This is a genomic window from Flavobacterium sp. N1736 (assembly GCF_025947065.1).
In the GTDB taxonomy this organism is placed as follows: domain Bacteria; phylum Bacteroidota; class Bacteroidia; order Flavobacteriales; family Flavobacteriaceae; genus Flavobacterium.
This window is the reverse complement of record NZ_CP109994.1, coordinates 2,908,683-2,934,728: the sequence shown is the minus strand read 5'-3', so window position 1 is coordinate 2,934,728 and position 26,046 is coordinate 2,908,683. Positions and strand designations below refer to the sequence as shown.

The 26,046-nt window shown below is 32.9% G+C and carries 24 protein-coding genes; 9 read left to right on the top strand and 15 right to left on the bottom strand.

Features of this window, described 5'->3' with window-relative positions:
- Positions 1–136 precede the first annotated feature (136 nt).
- Positions 137–1,084 carry a thioredoxin-disulfide reductase gene (gene trxB / locus OLM54_RS12425; protein WP_264534937.1) on the top strand — a complete coding sequence of 316 codons (948 nt, stop codon included), beginning with the start codon at positions 137–139 and terminating at the stop codon, positions 1,082–1,084.
- A gap of 162 nt (positions 1,085–1,246) precedes the next feature.
- Here the strand turns inward: trxB and OLM54_RS12420 are convergent, their stop codons facing one another.
- From OLM54_RS12420 to OLM54_RS12400, 5 genes are all read right to left on the bottom strand, one after another.
- Positions 1,247–2,080 (bottom strand): DUF2807 domain-containing protein, encoded by an 834-nt coding sequence (locus OLM54_RS12420; RefSeq protein ID WP_264534936.1) that lies wholly within the window; start codon positions 2,078–2,080, stop codon positions 1,247–1,249.
- A gap of 85 nt (positions 2,081–2,165) precedes the next feature.
- Positions 2,166–2,900, bottom strand: a complete 735-nt coding sequence (locus OLM54_RS12415; protein ID WP_264534935.1) for a head GIN domain-containing protein — start codon at positions 2,898–2,900, stop codon at positions 2,166–2,168.
- A 4-nt stretch (positions 2,901–2,904) separates the two neighbouring features.
- Entirely contained in the window at positions 2,905–4,635 is a 1,731-nt protein-coding gene (locus tag OLM54_RS12410) for a PspC domain-containing protein (RefSeq protein ID WP_264534934.1), read from the bottom strand.
- A 2-nt stretch (positions 4,636–4,637) separates the two neighbouring features.
- On the bottom strand, positions 4,638–4,970 hold the full coding sequence (locus OLM54_RS12405) for a PadR family transcriptional regulator (RefSeq protein WP_017498072.1): 333 nt from the start codon (positions 4,968–4,970) through the stop codon (positions 4,638–4,640).
- Between the two features lie 132 nt (positions 4,971–5,102).
- Complete coding sequence (locus OLM54_RS12400) at positions 5,103–5,582, bottom strand: DUF4870 domain-containing protein (RefSeq protein ID WP_264534933.1); 480 nt, start codon at positions 5,580–5,582, stop codon at positions 5,103–5,105.
- A gap of 230 nt (positions 5,583–5,812) precedes the next feature.
- Between OLM54_RS12400 and OLM54_RS12395 the strand changes: the two genes are divergently transcribed.
- Positions 5,813–6,265 (top strand): DUF4442 domain-containing protein, encoded by a 453-nt coding sequence (locus OLM54_RS12395; protein ID WP_264534932.1) that lies wholly within the window; start codon positions 5,813–5,815, stop codon positions 6,263–6,265.
- A 165-nt stretch (positions 6,266–6,430) separates the two neighbouring features.
- On the opposite strand, the gene OLM54_RS12390 is transcribed toward OLM54_RS12395, so the two are convergent.
- The 7 genes from OLM54_RS12390 to OLM54_RS12360 all read right to left on the bottom strand — a co-directional run bounded on the left by OLM54_RS12390 (position 6,431) and on the right by OLM54_RS12360 (position 12,558).
- On the bottom strand, positions 6,431–6,583 hold the full coding sequence (locus OLM54_RS12390) for a hypothetical protein (RefSeq protein WP_264534931.1): 153 nt from the start codon (positions 6,581–6,583) through the stop codon (positions 6,431–6,433).
- Between the two features lie 199 nt (positions 6,584–6,782).
- Positions 6,783–8,990 carry a multicopper oxidase family protein gene (locus OLM54_RS12385; protein WP_264538563.1) on the bottom strand — a complete coding sequence of 736 codons (2,208 nt, stop codon included), beginning with the start codon at positions 8,988–8,990 and terminating at the stop codon, positions 6,783–6,785.
- Between the two features lie 57 nt (positions 8,991–9,047).
- Positions 9,048–9,761 carry a heavy-metal-associated domain-containing protein gene (locus tag OLM54_RS12380; RefSeq protein WP_264534930.1) on the bottom strand — a complete coding sequence of 238 codons (714 nt, stop codon included), beginning with the start codon at positions 9,759–9,761 and terminating at the stop codon, positions 9,048–9,050.
- Positions 9,762–9,998: 237 nt separating this feature from the next.
- A complete protein-coding gene (locus tag OLM54_RS12375) occupies positions 9,999–10,517 on the bottom strand; it encodes a helix-turn-helix domain-containing protein (RefSeq protein WP_264534929.1) in 519 nt (172 codons plus the stop codon).
- A gap of 44 nt (positions 10,518–10,561) precedes the next feature.
- Positions 10,562–11,092, bottom strand: coding sequence for a DUF3347 domain-containing protein (locus OLM54_RS12370; protein ID WP_264534928.1), 531 nt, complete (start codon positions 11,090–11,092; stop codon positions 10,562–10,564).
- Positions 11,093–11,267: 175 nt separating this feature from the next.
- Complete coding sequence (locus OLM54_RS12365; protein WP_264534927.1) at positions 11,268–11,591, bottom strand: hypothetical protein; 324 nt, start codon at positions 11,589–11,591, stop codon at positions 11,268–11,270.
- Between the two features lie 133 nt (positions 11,592–11,724).
- On the bottom strand, positions 11,725–12,558 hold the full coding sequence (locus OLM54_RS12360) for an AraC family transcriptional regulator (protein WP_264534926.1): 834 nt from the start codon (positions 12,556–12,558) through the stop codon (positions 11,725–11,727).
- 102 nt (positions 12,559–12,660) lie between these two features.
- Between OLM54_RS12360 and OLM54_RS12355 the strand changes: the two genes are divergently transcribed.
- The 4 genes from OLM54_RS12355 to OLM54_RS12340 all read left to right on the top strand — a co-directional run bounded on the left by OLM54_RS12355 (position 12,661) and on the right by OLM54_RS12340 (position 21,044).
- The gene (locus OLM54_RS12355; protein ID WP_264534925.1) at positions 12,661–13,827 is read left to right on the top strand and encodes an MFS transporter; all 1,167 of its coding nucleotides are present in this window, start codon (positions 12,661–12,663) and stop codon (positions 13,825–13,827) included.
- Positions 13,828–14,403: 576 nt separating this feature from the next.
- Positions 14,404–17,619, top strand: coding sequence for a SusC/RagA family TonB-linked outer membrane protein (locus tag OLM54_RS12350; protein ID WP_264534924.1), 3,216 nt, complete (start codon positions 14,404–14,406; stop codon positions 17,617–17,619).
- A gap of 20 nt (positions 17,620–17,639) precedes the next feature.
- Positions 17,640–19,430: a RagB/SusD family nutrient uptake outer membrane protein gene (locus OLM54_RS12345; protein ID WP_264534923.1), complete on the top strand. Its 1,791-nt coding sequence runs from the start codon at positions 17,640–17,642 to the stop codon at positions 19,428–19,430.
- A gap of 72 nt (positions 19,431–19,502) precedes the next feature.
- Positions 19,503–21,044 carry a DUF5123 domain-containing protein gene (locus OLM54_RS12340; protein WP_264534922.1) on the top strand — a complete coding sequence of 514 codons (1,542 nt, stop codon included), beginning with the start codon at positions 19,503–19,505 and terminating at the stop codon, positions 21,042–21,044.
- Positions 21,045–21,222: 178 nt separating this feature from the next.
- Here OLM54_RS12340 and OLM54_RS12335 read toward each other — a convergent pair whose 3' ends face one another.
- From OLM54_RS12335 to OLM54_RS12325, 3 genes are all read right to left on the bottom strand, one after another.
- Positions 21,223–21,423 carry a hypothetical protein gene (locus OLM54_RS12335; RefSeq protein ID WP_264534921.1) on the bottom strand — a complete coding sequence of 67 codons (201 nt, stop codon included), beginning with the start codon at positions 21,421–21,423 and terminating at the stop codon, positions 21,223–21,225.
- Between the two features lie 70 nt (positions 21,424–21,493).
- Complete coding sequence (locus OLM54_RS12330) at positions 21,494–22,414, bottom strand: AraC family transcriptional regulator (protein ID WP_264534920.1); 921 nt, start codon at positions 22,412–22,414, stop codon at positions 21,494–21,496.
- Positions 22,415–22,978: a DUF6642 family protein gene (locus OLM54_RS12325; RefSeq protein ID WP_264534919.1), complete on the bottom strand. Its 564-nt coding sequence runs from the start codon at positions 22,976–22,978 to the stop codon at positions 22,415–22,417. It abuts the gene before it with no gap.
- Between the two features lie 691 nt (positions 22,979–23,669).
- Between OLM54_RS12325 and OLM54_RS12320 the strand changes: the two genes are divergently transcribed.
- The 3 genes from OLM54_RS12320 to OLM54_RS12310 are packed head-to-tail and all read left to right on the top strand — an operon-like array spanning position 23,670 to position 26,012.
- Positions 23,670–24,344 (top strand): CBS domain-containing protein, encoded by a 675-nt coding sequence (locus OLM54_RS12320; RefSeq protein ID WP_264534918.1) that lies wholly within the window; start codon positions 23,670–23,672, stop codon positions 24,342–24,344.
- 55 nt (positions 24,345–24,399) lie between these two features.
- Entirely contained in the window at positions 24,400–24,810 is a 411-nt protein-coding gene (locus tag OLM54_RS12315; protein ID WP_264534917.1) for a hypothetical protein, read from the top strand.
- Positions 24,811–24,812: 2 nt separating this feature from the next.
- Positions 24,813–26,012, top strand: a complete 1,200-nt coding sequence (locus OLM54_RS12310; protein ID WP_264534916.1) for a porin family protein — start codon at positions 24,813–24,815, stop codon at positions 26,010–26,012.
- The last annotated feature ends 34 nt before the right edge of the window (positions 26,013–26,046 follow it).

Genomic DNA, 26,046 nt, shown 5'->3' with positions numbered 1-26,046 from the left:
GCAGAAGGGATTTTTTTATTTCAGTATTTTAATGTGAAATCATCTATTTTACAATAATAAAAACTGATTACGGGAGCCTCAAAATCCAACAATAAAAACTTACTTTTGCACCATCAATTACTAATGTAACTATATTATGTCAGATACAATCGAAAAAATTAAATGCCTAATAATAGGTTCTGGTCCTGCAGGTTATACTGCCGCTATTTATGCTGCCAGAGCAAATATGAACCCAGTTTTATATCAGGGAATGCAGCCTGGTGGTCAGTTGACTACAACGAATGAAGTAGAAAATTTCCCTGGTTATGTTGATGGTGTTACAGGTCCTGAAATGATGATTCAGTTGCAAGATCAGGCAAAACGTTTTGGTGCAGATATTCGCGATGGCTGGGCTACTAAAGTAGATTTTTCAGGAGATATTCATAAAGTTTGGATTAATGATTCTATCGAATTACACTGTGAAACTGTTATTATTTCTACAGGTGCTTCGGCTAAATATTTAGGATTACCATCAGAACAACATTATTTAAATATGGGCGGAGGAGTTTCTGCTTGTGCTGTTTGCGACGGATTTTTCTACCGTAATCAGGAAGTTGTAATTGTTGGAGCTGGAGATTCTGCTTGTGAAGAAGCGCATTATTTATCTAAACTTTGTAAAAAAGTAACGATGTTAGTAAGAAGCGAAAAATTCAGAGCTTCGAAAATCATGGAAGAACGTGTTCGCAAAACTGAAAATATTGAGATTTTAATGAATCACGATACCGTTGAAGTTTTAGGTGATAATAATGTTGTTCATGCTATTAAAGCATTAAACAAAACTACCGGTGCTGTTATTGAAATTCCTGCAACAGGATTTTTTGTAGCTATTGGTCATAAACCAAATACAGATATTTTTAAAGACTATATTACACTTGATGAAACCGGTTATATCATAAATACTCCGGGAACATCAAGAACAAATGTAGAAGGTATTTTTGTAGCCGGAGACGCAGCAGATCATGTATATCGTCAGGCAATTACTGCTGCCGGTACAGGTTGTATGGCTGCACTTGATGCAGAAAGATATTTAGCTTCTAAAGAGTAAAAATTTAGTTTCAGGTTTTTTAGTTTCAGGTTTCAGGTTATTTGGAAGGTGAATCTGGAGAATTGACAAAAATAAAAGTCCCATTCTTAACGAATGGGACTTTTTATTTATTGAAGTTTCAATAACCTGAAACAAAGAAAACTTGAAACTTGAAACTTTTTTCTATTTAATCTTCTTAATCAATTTCGCTTCTTCAGAAAAACGAGTAAGTTCGATCGTTGGATTTCCAAATAGTGTAAGTTCTGATTTGTCTCCGGCAGCTATTGAAATCGTAGTTTCGGCAAGAATAGTTCCTGTTGAATTTCCTTCAGTTGTAACATTTGCTTCTTTTACAGTGAATTTAGTTCCTGTAAAAGTTGCACTGTTATCTAAACGAATTGTTCCTTTTTGAGCAATTCCTTCAATAGAAGCATTTGCTTTTTGATACAAATCACATTTAAATTTAATGGCAGCCACTAATGTTTTAATCGATGCACTTTTGCTTAATTGTAAGTTTGCATCATCTGATTTTACATTCAATTCGGTTTTTGATTTATCATCAGCGATCAAGGTGAATTTTTTAGCATTTGCATTCAAATACAATTTCGAGTAATCGTAGCTATTAAAGGTAATATCATCTAATTGAAGTTCCTGAATAGCATAAATAACAGATTCATTTTTTGCAACCACTTTTTTAAGCGAACTTGTATAGGTTACACGTACTACTAATTTTTTAAAGATAGTACTTTCTTTAGTGGTGTATAAACGAAGCATTTTTTCTCTTAAATCCATTCCGATGATTTCGTGTAAATTGTCATCGGCTTCAATTTTAATTTCGTTTTTTTCGCCACGTTCAAGATAAACTTCCAGATTATCATCGGCTTCGATTCCATCAAAATCTCCAATTTCTTTTATAGAAGTGGTTACGATTTTAGATCCTTTTAATTTTTCTCTCTTTTGAGCAAAAGTTAATGTCGTAACTAATAATAATAGGAGTAAGGCTGTATTTTTTTTCATTAATTCTAGATTTGATTTGGACAAATATAAAAAAATCATCCACTTTTGATGAATGATTTCTTTTATATTTAACAGATAAATATTGTTAGCCCTGACTGATGCTTCCGCCTGAACTGGATTTTTTGTCTATTGATTTAGGAGTTGTGTCGTAATTAACGTGACCTCCGCTGCTGGCTTCTGCTTTTAAGCTTACAATTGGGTGAACGTTTACACTTCCTCCGCTTGACGCATTTGCATCAACTTCGTTTGCTAATAAATTTCCGGCTTCAACATTTGCACCACTTGAGGCACTTGTTTGAATTTTTAATGCTTTTCCTTTAACACTAATCGAACTTCCGCTGCTTGATGTTGCCGAAACATTATCGTATTCAACATTAACATCCATAGTTGCAGCGCTTGATGATTCGAGGTCGATATTTTCTCCCTGAAAAACATTTTTACTTTCTACAGTAGATGCACTCGAAGCTTCAATTTTTTCAAGTGAAGGTACTTTTACAGTTACTTTTTTCATGGTAACATTACGGAAAGAGCTGAATTTACATTTAATTACAAGAGTTCCGTTTTCTACTGTAGTAACAATTTCTTTTTGTAAATTATCATCTGCTTCAACAATAATTTCGGTTGCGTCAGATTGTTCGATTACTAAATCAATGGCATTGCTTACAGAAATACTTTTAAAATCTCCCTGAACAATTCTTTTTTCGGTGGTAACGTTTCCGCTGCCCTCAATTGTATTCATGTTAAAATTACATGAGGTAAACAATAATGCGGTGATTGTCGCAATAATGAATTTTGTAATATGGATGATTATTTTTATCATGGCTTTAGTTGATTTTGATTATAACTCCGTTTTTGTCAGTGGTTAGCTTTCCTTTTGTTTTTTTTCCGTTTAAAACTTCTTTTCCGTTTATTTTAATAGAAACTTCTTTTACAGTATCATTGTCAATTGTGTTGTCTTCGCTGTCATAATCCATATCATCGTGATCGTTTTCATCTGCCGGACAATCCAAACATTTAATTTTAGAACCTTCTACTTTATAGTTGTATGTACCGCTAAAGTGTAAGTTGAAAAAATCATCGTCAGAATCATCATAATCTTGTACCGATGCATCTGGTTTAAACAGCTGCCCTTCTGGTAAATATAGATAAATATCAACTTCCTGACCTCTGAATTTATTTTTTACATCGGTAAGAAAATAATTATCCAAAATTAAATGATTTCCGTTAATTTCAACCTTATAATTTATTTTTTCTGCTCTTTTTTTAGCATTTATAAATGAATTTCCTCTGGCACTTTTTTCTATTTGCAAGTATGCATTTGATTGATCAGTATGTAAAACGTGTAAGCTAACATCTGTAGAATAAATCAATTGATTGTTGGCAGAATCCTGTACAAATTCAAAATCTCTGTGATGATCTAAATCTTTTGCATAGTAATCATTATATCTGAACTTCACGTAAAGTGTATCATTTGGGCTAATTCCAATTTCTTTTTTCTCAATTGTTTTATTGTCATAAGAAACTTCTGTAGCTTGTTTAATTCCGAAACTGATTGCAATTGCAACTGCAATTATCCAAATCGCCAGTAATGTATATTTCGTGATATTTCCAATTGATTTTAAGTCTGGAGATAACAATTTAAATCCTAAAAGTGTCAGGAAGAAAAATGGAATTCCAACAGCAAAGAACATCAATAAACCAAATGACCAGATAGGATAGTCTGTAAAGTTACCTGCGTCAATGAAGTTTTGCCATGGAAAATCAACAAAAACATTCGTTCCTAAAGTAAAAACGCCAATCAATAACATAATTAAAACACTAATTCCGGACATGATTAAAACTACGCCTAAAAATTTAGCAAAGATTTTAAAAACCGTCATGATAAAGTCTCCAAATGAACTACTTATTCTCTCAGCTCCCGACTTTACCTGGTTTCCCATTTTGTCATAATCAGCACCTTTAAATTTATCAGATAATGATTCGATTTCTTCACGTACCTTTTTTTCGATATTCGAAATTGTAACCGGTTCGCCTGTCATTTCTAATTTTTCAGATGTTGTAACTGCTTCCGGAGTTACAATCCACAGCACGAAATAAGCTAAAATTCCGGTTCCAAAACCTGCAAAAACAAATATTAAGAATACGATTTTGATCCAAACGGCATCAATTCCAAAATAATGTCCTAAACCGGTTGCAACACCACCAATCATACCTTTTTCTTTGTCACGGTATAATTTTTTGGTTTTTCTGTTGTTGTAATCGTTAAAAGACTGATTTGTTTTTTCGTCATCTTCGATGATGTAATCTTCCGGTTGACCCATAACTACAATAACCTCATCAACGTCTTTCAATCCCACAACATGTTTTTCGCTTTTTTGTTTTTCTGTTAATAATTCAGAAACACGCATTTCGATATCTTTAATAATTTCATCCTGACCGGATGAGTTGTTTAATGATCGTTTTATGGCGTCAAAATAGCGCGTTAATTTTAAGTATGCATCTTCATCGATGTGAAAAAACATGCCTCCTAAGTTAATATTTACTGTTTTGTTCATGACTATTGATTTTGATTGGTGATTAGTTTTACGGCGTCAGACAATTCTGTCCAGGTACCGCTAAGTTCGTTTAAAAAAGTTTGTCCTATTTCGGTTAATCCATAATATTTTCGTGGTGGTCCTGATGTCGATTCTTCCCATCTGTAATTCAGTAAACCGTCGTTTTTGAGCCTGGTTAAAAGAGGGTAAACCGTACCTTCAACCACTAGTAATTTTGCGTTTTTTAAAGTGTCTAATATTTCTGAGGTATATGCGTCTTTTTCTTTTAAAACAGATAAGATGCAAAATTCAAGAACACCTTTGCGCATCTGTGCTTTTGTGTTTTCAATGTTCATAATTTCATTTTGTTTTTTTTAGATTGAACAATTCGTTTTTTGATTGATGATGATTGATTGATGATTGATTTCGAAACTATTCTGATTGATTGTCTGTGGAGTTTCGACTATAACTTTTAATTTCCAGATAATTTACTTTATAAAAGGAATCGTTAGCGGATATTTATAATATTCTCCGTTTGATGTTTTTATTGAAGCATAAATCACTAAAAAGAATTCAACAACTTTTAGCAATCCAAAAAGTACTACAGCTGTTATACCAATTGTTAATAAACCAATATTGCCTTCGAAATTAAAATTTCTGATAACGAAATCTTCATCGTTAAAAACAGCTTCCATTGGAAGGTTTTGAAAAAATAAAATGACAAAAATCGGAATAGCAATTAAAGCCAAAATCAAAGTGTAAAGCAATAAACTTAATTGAAAATTTAATGCTTGTTTTCCGTGGTGATTTACAAATTCTGATTTGTCTTTGTAACTCGTCCATATTAATATTGGAAAAATATAGTTTCCAAACGGAATAATGTACTGACTTAAAGTACTTAAATGTGTGAACGTTGCAGTGTTCCTTTCTGATGTTGTTTCCATGATGAGTGGTGTTGTTGTTTCCATGATTAAAAGCATATAGTAATTTCTTATACAAATATATAGCCAAAAGACAGTATCTTGTTTTGCATAGTACCAAATATTAACATAAATTTAACAAATATAAAGTTTTAATTGAGCTGAAAAAACACTGAAAATCAGCGTAAATGCCTGTATTTATTGAGAAATTAGGAAAGTAATAGTGATATATTGTGCGTGCATAGTTTTTTTGTATTTTTACTAAAAAAATAAATCACATGGCAATTTCAGTTTCTAAACTCAACAAATTTGTATTATTCAAATTACCATCGGCGTACATTTGCGGCGTGCGTGTTAAAGCTATCGATGATAAAACATGTATCGTAAGTGTAAAACATCGCTGGATAAATCAAAATCCATTCAATTCGATGTATTTTGCTGTACAGGCAATGGCAGCAGAATTAACAACCGGAGCTTTAGTGATTTCTCAAATTCAACAAAGCGGAAGAAAAATATCAATGCTGGTTGCCAACAATAAAGGTAACTTTACGAAAAAAGCAACCGGAAGAATCACTTTTGTCTGTAACGACGGACATTTAATCGCCGAAGCTATTCAAAATACAATTGCAACAGGCGAGGGTCAGACTTTCTGGATGAAATCTATTGGAACAGATGAAAAAGGAGTTCAGGTTTCTGAAATGGATTTTGAATGGAGTGTTAGATTGAAATAGATTTTAAAGTTTTTTTTGCCACAGATTGCACAGATTAAAAGAATTAAAAATTAAAATGGACGGATTTTAATCCGTTGAATTAGAAAAGAAAAATCTGCGACAAAAAAAATAAACCATAAAAAAAGACCTCAATTCGAGGTCTTTTTTGTTGAAATCAATATTTGATTACTTTTTAGCACAACATGCTTTTTTGTCTTTTGCTGATTTTTTGCAGCATTCTTTTTTAGCTTTTTCTTTTTTAGGAGCTGGTTTTGTGTCTTGTGCCTGTAATCCAATTGTAAATAAAGCGATTGCTAAAACGGTAAATAATTTTTTCATTTTTAGTATAATTAATTGTTTAGGTACTTTCTTTTTTTGATTGAAGATGTTTTCAAATATAAAGACATTTATTAGTCTTGATTCTTATAAAGAAGTTAAAATTCGCTGGCGACAGATTAAATAGATTAACCCGAATTTTTTAATCATTTTAATCCTTTAATCAGTGGCAAAATTAGAAAGCAATATTTAGCTTTAATTTTTAATAATTCAAATTAAACCCAAAACCAATTCCCATATCACTGTCATAATGGGTCGTGATCCCAAAGTTTCTTGTCACAATATATTTTAAACCCGCCATATATTCCTTGTCAGTATTCCACATCAGGTTCATTCGCAAACGTCTGGAAAGCGGAATATCTTTTCTTTCTAATTGAAGCCGAGCATTTCCATCGGTATAAACCTCAACCTGAGCTTTTATCAGCATTGGCAAAGTATATTCTAAACCTGCACTAAAAACCGAACGATTGTCTTTTGTATTCGTTTGTCCAAAAAGATTTTGTTCCTGTTCATCCATTCCCATTTTTCTATATCTCCAGTCAAAACCTATAAAAGGCATGAACCATTGCATTTTGCCAATATATCGACCAATATGTGTTTCGGTTTCATAACCGTATTTATCGTTGTAACCCAATCGCCATTCCGTTCCAATGCTCCAGCGCGTGTTGCTGTACATTGCTTCACCGTCGTTTCCGTTTGAAGCAAAATCATTTTCGCCTATAAAATGAAACATACGATCATCCATTTTTAGCATTTTGTATGCCATTTCAGGATGATGAATTAACGGATTTGGTGCTGAATTTTCATAACTAAAAATGCGCCCCATTCCCGCCATCATGTGATATAATATATGACAATGAAAAAACCAATCACCATCGGCATTTGCCTGAAATTCGATTGTGTCGGTTTCCATCGGCATAATATCAATTACATTTTTTAGCGGAGAATAATCGCCATGTTCATTAATAATCCTGAAATCGTGACCGTGTAAATGCATTGGGTGACGCATCATCGATCCATTATATAATGTAATCCGAACAGTTTCGCCTTTTTTAATTAAGATTTTATCTGTTTCAGAAATCACTTTATTGTCTAAACTCCAAACATAGCGATTCATGTTTCCGGATAATTCAAAACGTAATTCTTTTACCGGAGCGTCTTTTGGCAGCGTTGTTTTGGCAGGAGATTTTAGCATTCCGTAATTCAAAGTTGTGATTTCGGCAACTTCAGTCGAGTCGCTTGCCATTTTCATATCCTCCATTTCCATGCTTTCCATATTATGACCGGAATGATCTTCAACTTTAGTTGATTCATCTTCACCGGAAATTTCAGGATACATTACGGCATTCATGTCCATTTTATTGAGCGACATTTTCATACCCATATCATTCATTTCGCCGTTCATTCGCATCATATCATTCATCATTTTCATACCTTCAAAATATTTTAATTTTGAAAGATGTGAAACAGGCTGTTTAGTTCCTTCGCCTAAAAACAAAGAAGCAGATCCGGTTCTGTCTTCGGCTGTAGCCAAAAAAGCAAATGATTTATGATCTTCAGGAATTGTAATTACAATATCATAGGTTTCAGAAACCGCAATAATCAATCGGTCGACTTCTACAGGTTCAACATCGTTTCCATCGCTGGCAACAACCGTTATTTTTCCGCCACCATATGTTAGCCAGAAATAACTTGAGGCGCCACCGTTTGCAATTCGTAATCGAACTTTATCGCCCGCTTTAAATTGCGAAAGCTGATCTTCATTTTTTCCATTAATCAGGAATTTTTCATAATAAACATCACTGACATCCATCGCGTTCATGCGTTTCCATTCGTTGGTGACTTTTGTCGAAAATTGTCCTTTTTGAATGGCTTCGGCATAACTTTGGGTTGTTCCTTTTTTTATGGCAAACCAATCGTTGGCGTTGTGCAGCATTCGTTGCACATTCTCAGGTTTTAGATCTGTCCATTCGCTTAAAATTACCGGAACTGTTGGCAAATCATCAATTCCTTTTCTAAAGGTAGGATCGTCTTTCTTTTTGTTGATAATAAAAAGCCCGTACAAACCTATTTGTTCCTGCAAACCCGAATGACTGTGATACCAATAGGTTCCATTTTGAATAATTGGGAATGTATATTTGTGCGTAGTTCCGGGTTTAATAGGCATTTGCGTTAAATACGGAACTCCGTCTTCTTTATTTGGCAGAAACAATCCGTGCCAATGCAACGCTGTATCTTCGTTTTTTAAATCGTTGTGCACATAAATCTCTGCAATATCGCCTTCGGTAAAAGTTAATGTCGGCATCGGGATTTGTCCGTTAACGGTTAGAGCGCGTTTTTCTTTTCCCGAAAAATTGACAATCGTATCCCGAACGTGTAAATCGTAACGAACAATCTTTTGCGAGAGCATAAATTGTGTAAAAAGCAACGGCAATAATAACGTTAAAAGTGGTTTTTTATAATTCATTTAGATCAATGTTAAAATCATAATTAAACTCATTATAATCATTAAACCATCTTCAATAATGGTCACAGTACTCATAGGTAAGTTAAAAACTGCTCCTAAACACGCGCATTGAATTTTCTTTTTATTCAAAACCGATTGTAAAACGCCAATGATACTAATACTCATTACTATAAAAGTAACCGCATTTGTAAAAATGGGATTGAAATTTAATAAGTATGAAATTCCTAAACCAAGTTCGAGAAATGCATAAATATAACCCCAAGCTGGAATTTTTCTGGCGAGAACATCATACATCATATAACTTTCGGCAAAACCTTTTAAATTAAGCAGTTTGAAAAATGAGAAAACTAAAAAGAATCCTGCCATAAAATGCTGCATAGCCTGCATATAATCGAAATGATGATTTGTTAACTGAATCAAAATCGTAACTAAACTGATATAAAAGAAGATTAGTACAATTGGTTTATAAGTCTCAAACCAGGATCTTGTTTGCTCTGCGGTTTCACTCTGATCGATTACTGAGATTTGATATTTACTGTCTAATGCGTTTTGTAAATCTGCTAAAGCAACATGTTTGCTCATAGTTATAATTGCAGTGTTTTTATCTTTCGAAACAGCAACATTTGTTATGTTGTCGACAAGTTCAAGTGCTTTTTTTACTTTGTCTTCACAGCTTGTACATGTCATTCCGGTAAGTTTATAGGTATGTGTCATTGTTTATCTTTAAGTATTACAATGCAAATTTCCGAAGTAATGTTTATTTCGGTTTGTAGAATTTTGAGAATGATTTGTAATATTTACGAAAAGTTAGTTAACCGTAAAAGGCGTTTTGTCATTTCGAGGAACGAGAAATCACACGCGTAACTCAAAGATTGGCGACATACTAAACGGAGCTCTTAATGCGATTTCTCGTTTCTCGAAATGACAAAACATCCTTTGCGGTTAAAAAAATTACAAATTCTCTATTTGAATTCGTTTTTTGTCTTTCAATTGCTTGAAATAAGTAGGTGTGAAACCAGTAATTTTTTTAAACTGATTGCTTAAATGCGCTACGTTACTATAGTTCAAAATATCTGCAATTTCGCTTAATGAAAGTTCGTTGTAAATTAATAACTCTTTTACCTTTTCTATTTTCTGACTGATATAATATTTTTCGATTGTGATGTTTTCAACTTCTGAAAATAGATTACTCAAAGTGCTATAATCCTGATTTAAGTTTTCGACTAAATAATCAGATAAGTTGATTTTGAGTTCGCTGTTTTTATGATGAACCAAGTCAACAATTAGATTTTTAATTTTCTCAATAGTTTTACTTTTTTTGTCATCAATGAAGTCGAAACCTAAAGCTTGCAGGTTTTCAAGTAAAATTTCTTTTTGATTTTCGGTAATTGAATCTTGCAGTTCAACTTCTCCTAATTCAACAGAAATAGTATGAAGTCCAAGTTTTTCAAACTCAGACTTCACAACCATTTTACAACGACCACACACCATGTTTTTGATGTAGAGTGTCATATTTACTTGATAGTTTCTACCACGTTTCCGCAAGTTAACATCGAAGAACCGTAATATGGATTTTTAACTGCTTTTTCTTTGCTTAACCAATCTGCATCTGCCATTGGGCAATATTGTTTGTAGACAACTTCGCCAGATTTAGAAACTTTGATTAAATCGTAGGTGTTTTTTGAAAGTGATTTAAAAGTTTCACGTTGTTTTTTAAGATCTGCAGTTGCTGAAATACTTTTTGCATCTGCAGTTAGTTTTTTAACGACTTTCATCCAAATGGTATGTTCGTCACTTTTTAATTTATCCATTTTTACCGCTGTAATTGCGGTCAATAAATCTTTGGCTTTTGCCGAAGTTAATTTAGCATCACTTTTAATTAAAGCATCTTTTACAGTAAAATAAGCATCATAAACAACTTGTAACTGACTTGAATTTACATCTTCAATTGTTGTTGTATCTGTTTTTACTGAATTTGCCTGAATGGTATTTGCAGAGAATAGTACTGTAATTACTGCTGCTATAGTTGCTATTGTATTTTTCATTGTTGTAAATTTTGATAGAGAATTTATGTTTTTCTCTAAGTTAAATAATTTTAATTTTTATAGGAAGTTATTGTCTCGCATAGATGCAGAGACACAAACTTTAATTTTTTCTTTGAACCTTAGTATCTTAGAGACTTTGTGGCTGAAAGATAATTATGGCTGTCAGAAAATACAATTATTTTATTTTTGGCGGTTGCCAAATAGATGTAAAACCATCAGAAATACTGATATTTTTATAATATGGAGTTGTTTTCTCAATAGAGAAATTAAATAAGTTATTGTTGAATTCAAATTCATTTACGGCAATCAGACTAAATTGTAACGCAGTTTGAGTACAACTGGAATGATCACATTTTCCATTACAGCCGTGTTGGTCTTTTTTAGAATTGTGATTTTCTTTGCAGCAATCTTTTTGGCAGGAATCAGAAACTTCTTTTTTTGAAATTGCTTTCTTTTCGCAAGATGTTTTTTCTTCCACTTTTCCACAAGCATAACTCATATTTGACATCAAAAAGAAGCCAAGAGTTAAAGCAAAAAATAATATGTGGATTTTTTTAGACAATTAAAACTGTTTTAGAATTACAAATTTAGAGATTTTTTTTAAGAGCAGCTATATATTTAAGATTTCCAATTCATGTTTTTTTAAAATCAGTTGGTTTCATATTTTTTCTCTTTTTAAAATAATTTGAAAGATGGCTTTCATCTGTAAAACCAAACTCGTACGCAATTTGTTTAATGGGTAATTGATTGTTGTGAATTCGTTTTTCGATCAAAGTTGTTCTTAAATTATGAATGTAATCGCGATAACTAATCGCAAAAGTTCTTTTAAAATAAGCACTGAAATAAGTTTCTGCAATATTAAAATGATTGGCAATTACTTTAATCTGAACCAATTTCGGATTGTAAATATTCTGATGAATATAAGATGTGATTTGCTCGTTATCAATAGAATTTCCTTTAACAACAAGATTCAAACCGCGCATTGTTTCTTTGATTAATCCAAAAATCGAAAGAATCTGATAAAATACAATTGGCGAATTTGAAATGTCGGTTTTGCAATTATAAGCCGCAATGTTTTCAATCGTGTTTTTTAATATTGTTTTGCAGGGATCGTCTAATTTTAGAACAGTTTCTTTTAGTGTTTTATCACGCATGAAACTTTCCGGCGTATGAATTAAAAATTCGTCGCAGGTAAGATTTTGTTTTGAATTAAAATAATTGTCGGTAAACTTAATAGAAAAGAAACGAGTACTTTTTTTGATGTCAAAATAATGTTCATCTTCCGGCGAAATCACAAACAAATCACCTGTCTTATACGGAAGAAGATTTTTATTCAAACGATGAATTCCGCTTCCTTTTTTAATGTAAATGATTTCATAATAAGTATGAGTATGCGGCGGAAGGTGAAATTTCTCATCTTCAAACTCATCTATAACAAGCGTTTCAAATTGATTTAACTTTGGCATAACCTAAATTTACAAGTTTATATCGCAAATGTACAACTTGTTTTAAAGAGAACAGTGTTAAATTTGCACCATAGAAAATCTATTCCTTTCTTGTAAAAACAAATGAAAAAAAGTCTTATTGCTCTCTCATTAGGAGGCTTAACTATCGGAATAACTGAATTTGCAATGATGGGTTTATTGCCTGATATTGCCTCAGATATGAAAGTTTCGATTCCAGTTGCAGGATATTTAATTTCGTCTTACGCTTTAGGTGTTGTTATTGGCGCACCATTATTGGTAATTCTTGGACGAAATTTTGCTCCAAAAAAAATGCTTTTAATTTTAGCTTTGATGCTTACGGTTTTTAACGCCCTTTCGATCATTGCGCCTACTTATAATTTTTTATTCGCCTCGAGATTTTTATCCGGATTACCGCACGGTGCCTTTTTTGGAGTGGGAGCGGTAGTGGCAAGCCGTTTGGCAGATAAAGGTAAAGAAGCGCAGGCGATTGCCATTATGTTTTCGGGCTTAACGCTGGCAAATCTTATTGGTGTGCCAATTGGTACTTATATAGGTCATCACTTTATTTGGCGTTATACCTTTATATTAATTGCAATTGTAGGTTTGCTTACGTTTTTGTTTATTTATTTATGGATGCCAAATCTGGAAAAAAATAATAGTGTAAACATGAAAACGCAATTGAAGTTTTTTAAGCAAATCGATGCGTGGCTTATTATTGGAATCACAGCCATTGGTTTCGGAGGATTATTTGCGTGGATTAGTTACATCGCGCCATTAATGATAAATGTTTCTAGATTTTCGGCAGAAGATGTTTCGTATATCTTGATTTTGGCTGGTTTTGGAATGGTGGTTGGAAATTTTGCCGGCGGTAAACTGGCTGATCGATTTTCTCCGGCTCCAACAACATTAGCATTATTGTTTGTCATGGCGATCGATTTAATGCTGGTTTACTTTTTCTCTTTCAATCAATACGCTTCTTTATTTCTTACGTTTTTAACGGGAGCTATTTCATTCTCGGTTATTGCACCAATTCAAATGTTGATGATCAGAACGGCGAAAGATGCAGAAATGATTGCTTCGGCATCACTTCAGGGAAGTTTTAATATCGGAAATGCCTTGGGTGCTTTTCTTGGCGGATTACCTCTTACGGCAGGATATAGTTATGCTTCTCCAAATCTTATTGGTGTAATCATGTCAGTTATAGGTATGGTTATTACTGTTGTGTTAATACAACGACGAAAAACTTCGGTACAGCTGCAAAGCGTTTAAAAATAAATTTACCAAAAAAGAGAACCTCTGAGCATTATTGTTCAGAGGTTTTTTTGTGTCTTTTTATAAGATTTTTTTAACGTTTGTTGATTCTTTAGCATTGGTAAAAATGACAATGCTGATTCTGCTAAGTATTATTTTATTTGTTAATTTTTTGAGACGGACTTCGTCTTCAAAATAATTTTAAGTGTGATTTTTACACCTGATAATTTTGTAATTTTTCTTCATGTAATCGATTGTTTTTTTATTAAATGGAAAGCAAATACGGTATTAATAATAATATATTTAATATTTATTGAGGATATAAATTACACATGTCATATAAAAAATAGCTTTATTTTTTGATATGAATTTTTTTTTAGGAAATTTTTATGAATTTTAATTTTTTATATAAAAAAAATATCTATGTTTGTGTAATCGATTACATGATTGTTGCATTAGAAAAATATCATGCATTTTTATTTCAAAAGAAATCGAAGATACTTTGTTAATAAAGCTTAAAAATTATCATAAGAAATATATAGAACACAAAAAACCACAAAAAACTAGACTAATTAATAACTTAAACACAAAACCATGAATTTTAAAGATTTATTTAATAAAAGAACAAAATGCTGTTTCGCATTTGTTTTCTTATTATGCTTATTTACGAGCAATCAAATAAGTGCGCAAAATGTTTCACTTGAAGGTACTATTAAAGATGCTTCAGGTATGGGACTTCCCGGTGTTAATATATTAGAAAAAGGCACGAAAAATGCTGCTTCATCTGATTTTGACGGGCGTTATAAAATCAAACTAAGCAATCCTAAAGCAGTATTAAGTTTTTCTTTTATAGGTTTTAAAACCAAAGAAGTAGCTGTTGATGGAAAAACGAAGCTTGATGTTTCAATGGCTGAAGATTCAAACAACTTAAATGAAGTTGTAGTAATTGGATACGGAACATCAAAGAAATCTGATTTGACTGGTGCGGTAGCTACGTTTTCTGGAAATGAAATGCGTAAAATTCCGGTGCCTAACGTTGCAGAAGCTTTAACAGGGCGTATAGCAGGGGTTCAGGTAACTTCTTCTGAAGGTTCACCAGATTCAAATGTTCAGATTAGAATTCGTGGAAACGGATCTTTAACACAAGATGCTTCCCCATTATATATTGTAGACGGATTTCCGGTAAACAATATTAATGATATTTCTTCTTCGGATATTGATACGATGACCATCTTAAAAGATGCTTCATCTACAGCAATCTACGGTTCAAGAGGTGCTTATGGAGTTGTTATTGTGACTACTAAAAAAGGGAAAGACGGTAAAATCTCTGTAAACTATAATATGTTTTACGGAATGAAAAAAATAGCAAAAACTATTGGTGTTACATCTCCTGAAGATTATGTTAAATGGCAATATGAGTATGCTTCACTTAAAGATAATACTGATTTAAGCTCTTATGAAAAATACTTTGGAGGATGGAATGATTATGATATGTACAAAGGGCAAAAAGGAACTGATTGGCAAAAACAAGTTTTTGGACGCACAGGTGAAGTTCAGAGCCGTGATTTATCTATTCGCGGTGGATCGGATAAAATGAACTTCAATTTTAATTATGCTCATTATGATGAAAAAGCGATAATGCTGGGATCAGATTTTAGCAGAAATAACTTGTCGCTTGCTATGAATAGTAAAGCTTCTGATAAAGTTGATCTTTCATTTACAGTACGTTATTCAGATACTGAGATTAATGGTGGAGGTATGAATGAACAAAATGAGGTTTCATCTGCAGACTCTCGTTTAAAAAATGTTGTAGGATATGCTCCAATTCCGGTTCCGGGATTAACAACAGACGATACAGATGAAGCAGTTTCTGAAAATCTGACACATCCTTTCGTAGCTATTTATGATACAGATCGTCAGCAATTCAGAAAAAACTTTAATATGTTGGGCAGTTTTGCATGGAAACTTACTTCAGATTTAGTGTTTAAAACTGAATTAGGTTTGGATAACTATAATTATTTAGATTATCGTTATTATGGACGTTCTACTTATTATGTAAAAAATAATCCTGCAGCAGAAAGACAAGGTATGCCTGCAATGATTTTAGGAGACAGAAAAGATGTTCGTTTTAGAAATGCAAATACACTTAACTATGATTTGAAAAGATTAGTTGGAGAAAATCATGGTTTAAAATTCCTTTTAGGTGAGGAATCTATAGACTTTCAAAGAAACGATGTAAACACTGCAATTCACGGTTATCCATTATCTTTTGGTATAGATCAGGCAAAAAAACTGACGACTCAGGGAACGCCGGTTTCAGTTGATAATTTCTATTTTCCGGATGATAAATTACTTTCTTTCTTTGGTCGTGTTAATTATGATTATAAAGATCGTTACCTTTTTACAGCAACATATCGTGCCGATGGTTCAAGTAAATTTTTAGGAGATAATAAATGGGGATTTTTCCCGGCAGCTGCAGCAGCATGGAAAATTTCAGGAGAGGAATTTATGAAAAATGCTTCGTGGGTTAATTTGCTTAAACTGAGAGTAAGTTATGGTGAAGCCGGTAATAATAATATTCCGACAGGACAAATGGTTCAAAGTTTCATATCATCTACTTCTACATGGATTAACGGTGTAGATAATTTTTGGGCAGCTTCTAAAACAATGGCTAATCCGGATTTAAAATGGGAAACTACAGTAACACAAAACATTGGTTTAGATTTTGACTTATTCAAAAATCGTGTTACAGGATCTGTTGAGGTGTATAAAAATGTCACAAAAGATCTATTAATAAACTTCCCAATTTCTGGAGGAGGATATGATTTTCAATACAGAAATATGGGTGAGGTACAAAACAGCGGGGTTGAGGCAACTTTAAATCTTAACCTTATTGAAAGACCTAAATATGGAGTAAGCGTATCTTTTAATGCCGGATTTAATACAAATAAAATTAATTCGCTTGGTATAATGAATAATTTCGGACAAGGTTCCGGATGGGCTTCTACAGCTATTGGAAATGATTATTTAGTAAACGTAGGTCAGCCAATAGGTATCATGTATGGATACAAAAGCGACGGACGTTATGAAGTATCTGATTTCGACTATAATGCAGGAACATATACTTTAAAAACCGGAGTGCCGGATGGTACTACTATTGTTGGGCCTATGAAACCGGGTGCAATGAAATTAAAAGATATTACTGGTGATAATAAAGTAGATGCAAACGATTTAACTGTTATCGGAAATGCGAACCCAAAAGCTACAGGAGGTTTTGTATTAAATGCGAATGCGTATGGATTTGATCTTTCTGCAGCATTCAATTATAGCATAGGAAATGATGTTTACAACGCAAACAAAATCGAATTTTCTACATCAATTCCAAACGGACAATATAGAAATTTAAATTCTGAAATGGCAGATGGACAAAGATGGACAAATCTTGATCCTGCTTCGGGACAATTAGTAACAGATCCTGCTGCGTTGACAGCTTTAAATGCAAATACAACAATGTGGTCTCCTTATATGCCTCGTTATGTTTTTAGCGACTGGGCTGTTGAAGACGGATCTTTCTTGAGACTTAATACGTTAAGTTTAGGGTATACTACTCCAAATGATTTAACTTCTGCATTAGGGGTTTCTAAGTTGAGATTTTATCTTACGGCGAGTAACGTTTTTGTCTGGACAAAATATTCCGGACCAGATCCTGAATCTTCAACAAGAAGAAATACGCCGCTTACTCCGGGAGTTGATTATTCAGCTTACCCAAGAAGCAGACAGTTGATATTTGGTTTAAACCTTAATTTTTAATTCAGTAAAACTTTCAGAAGATGAAACATAAAATATTAATAGCAGGAATTATTCTAGCAAGTATTTTTACTTCCTGCTCCGATAATTATTTAGATGCTCCGGCAGAATCAACATTAGATGAATCAGTTATTTTTTCTAGTCCGGGATTAGCTGAAGGCGCAATTGACGGAATTAAAATTCCGTTTGCAGAAACTAACTCGTACAGAGGTCGTTTCCTTCCTTTTTACGGTTTAAATACTGATGTGGAGTGGTATAACTCTTCTCAAACAGTAAGTGACGCATCAGATTTATGTACGTATGATGCAAAAGCGAATAATTCTCAAATGAATACCACTAATAATGCATGGGCAATGATGTATTCAGGAATTGAGCGTGCTAATATTTGTATTCGCGGTTTACGTGCTTACGGTAACCCAACAGCAGGATCAGAATTAGGATATTTATTAGGAGAAGCTTTGACATTAAGAGCGATTTATTATGCGGATTTAATTAAAGCGTGGGGAGATGTACCTGCTCGTTTTGAGCCGGTTAACAATGCAACTCTTTATGTTGGAAAAACAAGCAGAGACGTTATCTACAAACAGCTTATTGCAGATTTAGCCGAAGCATCAACACTGGTTCCATGGCCGGGTGAAACTGCTGCAACAAGCAAAGTAGAAAGAATTAATAAAGCTTTTGTAAAAGGTTTCCGTGCACGTTTAGCAATGGTTGCAAGCGGTTATCAGCAATATCCTGACGGAGTAAGAAGAAGTACAGATCCTGAACTTTCTGTTCCTGTTATGTATGCATTGGCATTAAAAGAATCTCGTGATGTGATTCAAAGCGGATCCGCACATTTAGAGCCATCTTTTGAAACATTTTGGAGAAAATACAATCAGGAATATTTAGTTGCCGGTGGAGAATCGCTGTGGGAACTTCCGTTTTCAGAAGGTAGAGGCCGTATGTTATTTACATTTGCAGTTCGACATACTACAAATGATCAATTTCATGCAAACGGACCAAATCGTGGTGGAACTGCAGGACCGCTTCCTTTCGTTTTTTACGATTATGATCCAACAGATACCCGTAGAGATGTTACTTGTGTGCCTTATAAGTATGGTACAGCTGTAAATAATGTTGCCAAACAAGAACTTGGAGCTTTAAATACCTGGTATTTCGGAAAATACCGTTACGAATGGATGACACGTTTTGTTACCTCAACAAACGATGATGGAGTAAATAAAATTTATATGCGTTATGCCGAAGTACTTTTAATTGCAGCAGAAGCCGCCAATGAAATTGAAGGTCCGTCAGCAGCAGCGCCATACTTAAAAGAAATACGCAGAAGAGCGTTTCCTGCAGCTGTTCAGGCTGACAAAGTGGATAATTATGTAAATGCTTTGACTGGAAAAGACGCCATGTTTAATGCTCTTGTTGAAGAAAATAAATATGAATTTACAGGAGAAATGGAGCGTAAGCAAAACCTTATTCGTTGGAATTTACTGAAAACAAAATTAGATGAAGCTAAAGCAAAAATGACAAATCTGTCGCAACATATTGGTGAATATGCAACTGTACCTTCAACTTTGTATTATAAATATAAAGCAGACAATGTAAGTCTTGATATTTATGGTTTGAATAAAGGAGAAACTACAAATCCGGGAGCTGCTTATACTGCATTTGCATGGACATGGACAGGTACTGCTACAGATACAAAGATAAATACGCTTTATAAAGCTGGTGTTAATCCTGATAATAGACAATTCTGGCCAATATGGCAAGTGTTTATTGACGGAAGTAATGGTAAATTGGTTAATGATTACAATTATTAATCACACACAATTATTAATTAATTATAAGGCATCATGTTTATGAAAACAAAATATATATTTAAAGGATTAATAATGTCATTAGTACTGACAGCCGCATTTTCGGGTTGTGAAAGTTATAATGATGGAGTGGTAGAAACTCTTAATGTAAGCAGAGAATTTTCTCCTATTGGAGTAAAAGCAACAATCAGAAATCAAACAACTGTCGAACTTGACTGGACGCTGAAACAAGACGAAGTTGCAGATCATTTTGTTGTAGAATTTAGTGCAGATGATCCCAATTTTACAACAATTTACAAAACATTAAATGTAACACAAGAGCAATTGCCTATACAAGTTGCATTAGAAGGAGAAACCGTATATTCAATCAGAGTAAAAGCAGTTGGCACAACCGGATTAGCAGATTCTAGCTGGTCTGTTGTTACAGCAACAACTTTATCAGAGCAAATTTTCTTCCCGGTTCTGGAAACTGATGTTGAAGGAGCATCTGCAACATTAAGATGGCCGGCTAATAGTAATGTAACACAAATTACTGCTGCTCCGGGAAATATTACACACACAATAACTCCCGCAGAAAAACTTGCCGGAGTTGCTACTGTAACAGGACTTACAGGTGATACATTCTACACCGCTACATTGCTAAACGGAACTAAAACAAGAGGTACCGCAACATTTACAACCGGTGTTGATGTGTCAACAGGAACTGTAGTTAATCCGACAGATAATTTAAATACCATCATAACACAAGCAGCGCCAAATGCAAAACTTTATCTAATGCCTGGAAACTATAACGCTTATATTGGCGATATAGTACTAACTAAACCGGTTACCATCAGAGGAGTTAAAAGATATGACATGCCATTAGTAAATGTAACGTTTACTGCTGCTGCCGGAGCTTCTGCAGTAAGTTTGATCGATTTGGATTTAAATGGTACAGGAATAACCAATTCTGCACTTCTTACCATTACCGGAGCTTCAAGTATATACAATGATATTTTAATAAGCGGTTGTAAAGTTCATGATTACGCACGTGCATTGGTTTCTGCAAATGCAAGTGCGACAAAAGTAAAATCTTTTGTTGTAGACAATAGTATTGTTAGAAATGTAAATACAAATGCAGGTGCCGATTTTATTGATTTCAGAAATACATATGTTGCTGACATTATTCTTAAAAACAGCACATTTGATAACTGTTCAACTGCCCGTGATTTTGTTAGAGCCGATGCCGTTGCGCCAGCTGCAGGTTTCTCAGGTACAGGTTTAATAACCAATGTATTAATTGACAAATGTACCTTATACAAAGTATCTAGTACAGCAGCACCAAAAAGAATATTATACGTTCGTTTTAATGATAATACGTCAATAGTAAGAAATACGTTGATTGCAGAAACTACTGCAATTTATACCAATCAGGCTGCTACAAAAGCGCCAACATTTACTAAAACGTATTATTACAACGCAGCAAGTTTTATGGATGCAACGATTGCCTTAAATAAAATTGATGCTACAGGAATTACCGCTAATCCGCAGTTTACAAACGCTGCAGCAGGTGATTTCACCATTGGTAACCAAACTTTAAAAGACAACGCAATTGGAGATCCACGTTGGATAAAATAAGAATTTTTTACAGAGTTAGTTTAAAAAGGGATGCGGTTTTCGCATCCCTTTTGTTTGTTTCTAATTTTTCTAACTTTGACAAAGTTTCTCCAGACTCAAAGAGAAACTGAGACTGAAAACTGAGACTAAAAACTAGAAATAAGTTGAGGTTAAAAAAAAAGATTTAGGCTAAGTCTGATTATTCTAATTCGATACAATCGAAAATAGTATTGTCCAACATCGATTCAGAAATTTCGTATTCACTGTCAATTCTTAAAATGTTGTCACAATCTTCAAGATCAAAATTCCATGTAGCGTTAGGCAACAATTCGTGAAGTAACGCACTTGCAGACTCAAATTTCGATTTTGAATCAACCGTTGTTTTAAATACATAAATCATAATTCACTCTTTTTATAGGGCAAATTTCAATAAATCAACGATAAGTTTAATAGGATTTCGCAATCAATAATTAGGACTTATCAATCAATTTTCGATATTGAATAGGAGTAATGCCTTCGTATTTTTTGAAAAAACGAGAAAAGTAAGAATGATCCTCATGTCCAACTTCAATAGCAATTTCGCTTACAGAAAGCGTAGTTTGAAAGAGTAAATATTTGGCTTCTAATAAAATGGTTTCATCAATCCATTTAGTAGCTGTTTGACCCGTTGCTGATTTTACCGATTTATTTAAATGATTGGGTGTCACATTAAGCAGAGAAGCATAATAATTAACCAGATGGTGTGTTTTAATATTGTTGTGAATTAACTCCCTAAATCTACCGGTAAGCATTTCTGCAGCCGATACAGTTTTAAAAGTCTGCACCTTGTTTTTGTTCATTTCATAAAACAAAGCAATAAGATAAGCCTGTACAATATTTAGATTTGCAGTTTCGGTCTCTGAATATTCCTGCTGCAGCCGATTTAAAATTGAAGTGATAGATTTTACATCTTCCACTGACAAACTAATTTTAGGATTTCCTGATATTTTCAAAAAATCAAAATCATTCAGCATTTCACGATTACCGTATTTTCCAATTAAAATATCGGGATGAAACTGACAGATATAGCCGTTGTGCGTGCTGTTAACATTTTCGATTGAAAAAATCTGACCGGCAGGAACCACAATAATTTCATTAGAAACAGTTTTATATTCTTCATATCCTACTTTCATTATGTGCGTGCCCGAAGCGATAAAAATCAAAGTATGACAACTGTGTTTCGATGGCGGAACCGGAAATTGCAATCGCATTATTTCTTCTGTTTTTAGACAGAAAAAATGATCTGAGTTGGATTTAAAAAGTAAATGTATCGGATTTTCTTCGCCAAGAAATCGCTCGCGAAATCCCTTTGATTCATACGTTTTTACCTTTTCAACCATTTTTGTTTTCATCTAATAATATAGTCTAAAATCGAGAAGCTGACACAAGGCATAATGTTTTTGATACAATTCTTCAACCACTTCGATAAGATCATCATTATCCTGATATAAACTAAAAAAAGCTTTATCAATAGTGCTGCTGCTGGCAATTTTATTATAAGTAGAACCGTATCCGGAAATGGCGCGGGCACCGGTAATGTCCAGAAAATATTGAGCTTCTTCTTCGTTGAGGTCCAGTATTTTTTTATTGGCAAAATGAATAATTTTTCCTTTCATTTTTCCTTCAAAAAGTTCTGCTATTTCTTCAAGGCTGTAATAATAATCATGAAGGCATATATTGTTGGATTCCCCCGGCATTACTAAATAAATAATTTCATAATCCTTAAAATTATGATCTTCATAAAGCAATACATTCAAACTTTCTTCCAGACCTTCGATCGTATCACAAGTTTTGTAAATACTCGCAATTCCCTGATCAATGGCTATTTCTTCCAGATTTCTAACTACTAGAGTCTCTATTTGCGTATCGACATCAGGAACGCCTTCAAGACAGAAAATAAATTTATCATTATCCATATTAATACACTTCAGTTTGTAGTCAGTGATGAAAGACGCGGTTTGTTTTCGTTTTGACAAATATATTTTTTATTGCGGAAAAACTGTTACAGGACGAAGATTTTAACGCATTTTTTAGATCGGGATTCATTCAGGAACAATTATGTAAATAGAAAATCATGTGTTTGAAATTTTAATAATTGTGATAAAAAAGTACGAAGAAGAAGTTTTTTAAGATGCTTTTTAAGATTTATATAGACTATTTTCATAATTCACTATTCAAATTTTAATAGCGCTGTAAGTAAATTGCTAAGTGGAAATACGTGTTTTTTAGAAAAAAATATTTTATCTGAGATGTAAGAAAAGTTGTTAAGTCAGAGCCTCATTAGGTTTTCTAGCGTAACTTTTATTTTAACAATTGTGTAATTAAAATATTACTTTTTGATTTGTTTTTTAAAATGTTAAAATTTATATATTTGACTGTTTGTTAGTGAGGAATAATGGTTGTAGCATCCGGTTGTTTATGTTTTAGATATTTGATTGCTGCCAAGAGATGGAATAATTAAAAATCTGATTGTGAGGTATTTGATTTTTAATTTATGTAAGAAGAAATTAGTTTTTTACGTATTTTTTATGGCTTATGTAATTTTTGATTAAGTCATTTCTATTGAAAAAAGGAGTTTAATTATAGTAAATCAAAAATAGAGGAATTATGGCACAGCCAAAAATAGTTTATAGAGATCTAATAGCAAAAATTTTACTTATCGGATCATTTATTCTTTTAATCACAATTGTAATATATTGGATAACATGCGACGGCGATCCGGAAAGATTGTTTAGTTTATTAGCCCCTTTAATTAGTACCTGGATTGGAACTCTTCTTGCTTTTTATTTTGGAAGAGAAAGTTTTGAAGCAGCTTCTAAAAGTTATCATGAAATAATTAATAAAATATCTCCTGATATTTTAGATGATATTTTAGTAAAGCAAGTAATGATTGATAAATTTACGATGGTCGCTATCGATACCGATAACTCAATGATTACTACATTTAATTTACAAGGATTACGAGATTTTCTTGATAGTATAAACAAAAGCAGACTTCCGATTTTAGAAGGTGGAAAAATAAAATGCATCATTCACAAGAGCACATTTAGCGATGAACTGCTTAAAGCAACGCCTGCACAAACACTTGCCGATTTTATTACCGCGAACCCAACGGTTATTCAGTTCGATGTAATAAGTGAAACTAAAAAAGTTGAAGATGCCAGAAAATTAATGAATGAGAAAAATTACAAAGACTTGTTTGTTGTAGATGCTAATAATGTGGTTGTTGGCTGGCTTACAGATACACAGATCATCAGATATATGGACAGTCAAAAATTATAAAAACCTCGGAAATTGAAAATAGAAATATAAAAGATAACATTTTAATATAGTAATTATGAATGTAGTAAAATACCCAATTGAAGATAACAATAATCAAATTTACATATCAGTAAATATAATTACAAATGATGCTGCTTTGGTTACAGCTGATGTAAATTTATTAATAAATGACAAAAGACATCTTATAGGAAAATCTGAAAACGGAGAACATTTTATACCTAAATCTTCTATTGGAATTGCTAACGAATTGGCAAATGGTCTATTGGTTATAGATGCAGTTATAGATTTAAGGCTTGTTGACAAAGAGTTGTGGGAAAACTGCTTTAAAAACCTGAGTATAAAATATATATTAGAGGGTGGAAAAGAAAAGAAAAGCTACCAACTTTTACCGGAAGATTATAAATATAAAAGTGATACAGGAGAAAAAATTGTAACTAAAAAATTTATTCGATTAAGACAAGTTTAGCCATGAAAAAAATAATTAGAATAATAGTAATCAATATGATCATTATTTCGAGTGTACAGGCACAAGAAGAATCAATGGTTAAATTAAAGGATTTAAAAACACCCAATTCTCCGGGGTTTCAAATTCTTGATGTTGCACCTACATCTATCGAACAACCGACAAATCCAAAAGCTTTTGCGGCATCATTAATGAGTTTAACCAGTAATGGAACAGCTATTCCAAAAAACTTTGCAATGGAATTTTCACCCTTTTGGACATTTAAATCTGATTCGACAAGCAGTGTTCGTAAATACCTTAATATTCCAAAAGATAAAAACTCTAAACCCAATATATTTAGTGGAATCTTTAGAAAAATGAGTGTTTCGATAGCCTCAACTTCTAATGACTCTACAGCAGGCAGTTTACTTAAAAACACAAATTATATTGCTTTTGGTATTAGAACGAATTTAATTACGATCAGAACCAAAACTCAATCCGATAATATTAGTAAATCGCTTTCTAAATATTCGGATAGAGTAAGAGAGCTGAGACCCTATAAGGAAGAAATAGAGGAACTCGAAATGCAATTAGCAAATGCTGCTGATGAAGATGAAGAGGCTAAAATAATTGCAAAAATGACAACATTAATTGCAAAACAGCCAAATGAATTAGAAAAAGCTTTAAATGACGATAAAGAAATTCAGAGTTACTATAAAATTTTTGAAGAACTGCCTATTTTTCAATTAGACGGAGCTTTTGCTTATTCTGATGCTTTACCAGATAATAAATCTGATAATAAGCGCTTTAACAGAAGTGGATTTTGGTTAAATGGAGCGTATAATATCAATAATGTAACAATTGATGATAATTTATTAAACGGAAATTTTTCAATAATAGGATCAGTTCGTTTTATCAGTGATAATGTTTTAGAAGCCAATACAACAGATGTTTTTAATAGAACCAACGCTTTTGATTATGGAGGCAGAATACAATATAACATAAAGGATTTTTCTATATCGTATGAATATTTAAAAAGAGAATATTCAAAAGACAATAGCCTAAATAGCGATAGAAGTGTGGGATTGATGGAATATAAACTTAATGATAATCTATACTTTACAGGAACTTATGGTAAGAATTTCGGACAGGAGAATACACTTTTCACGCTGTTTGGAATTAACTACGGATTTGGAAGTTCGAAATTAAAAAACACAAATAATTAATAAAACTCAACATATAGAAATATAATCCTACAAC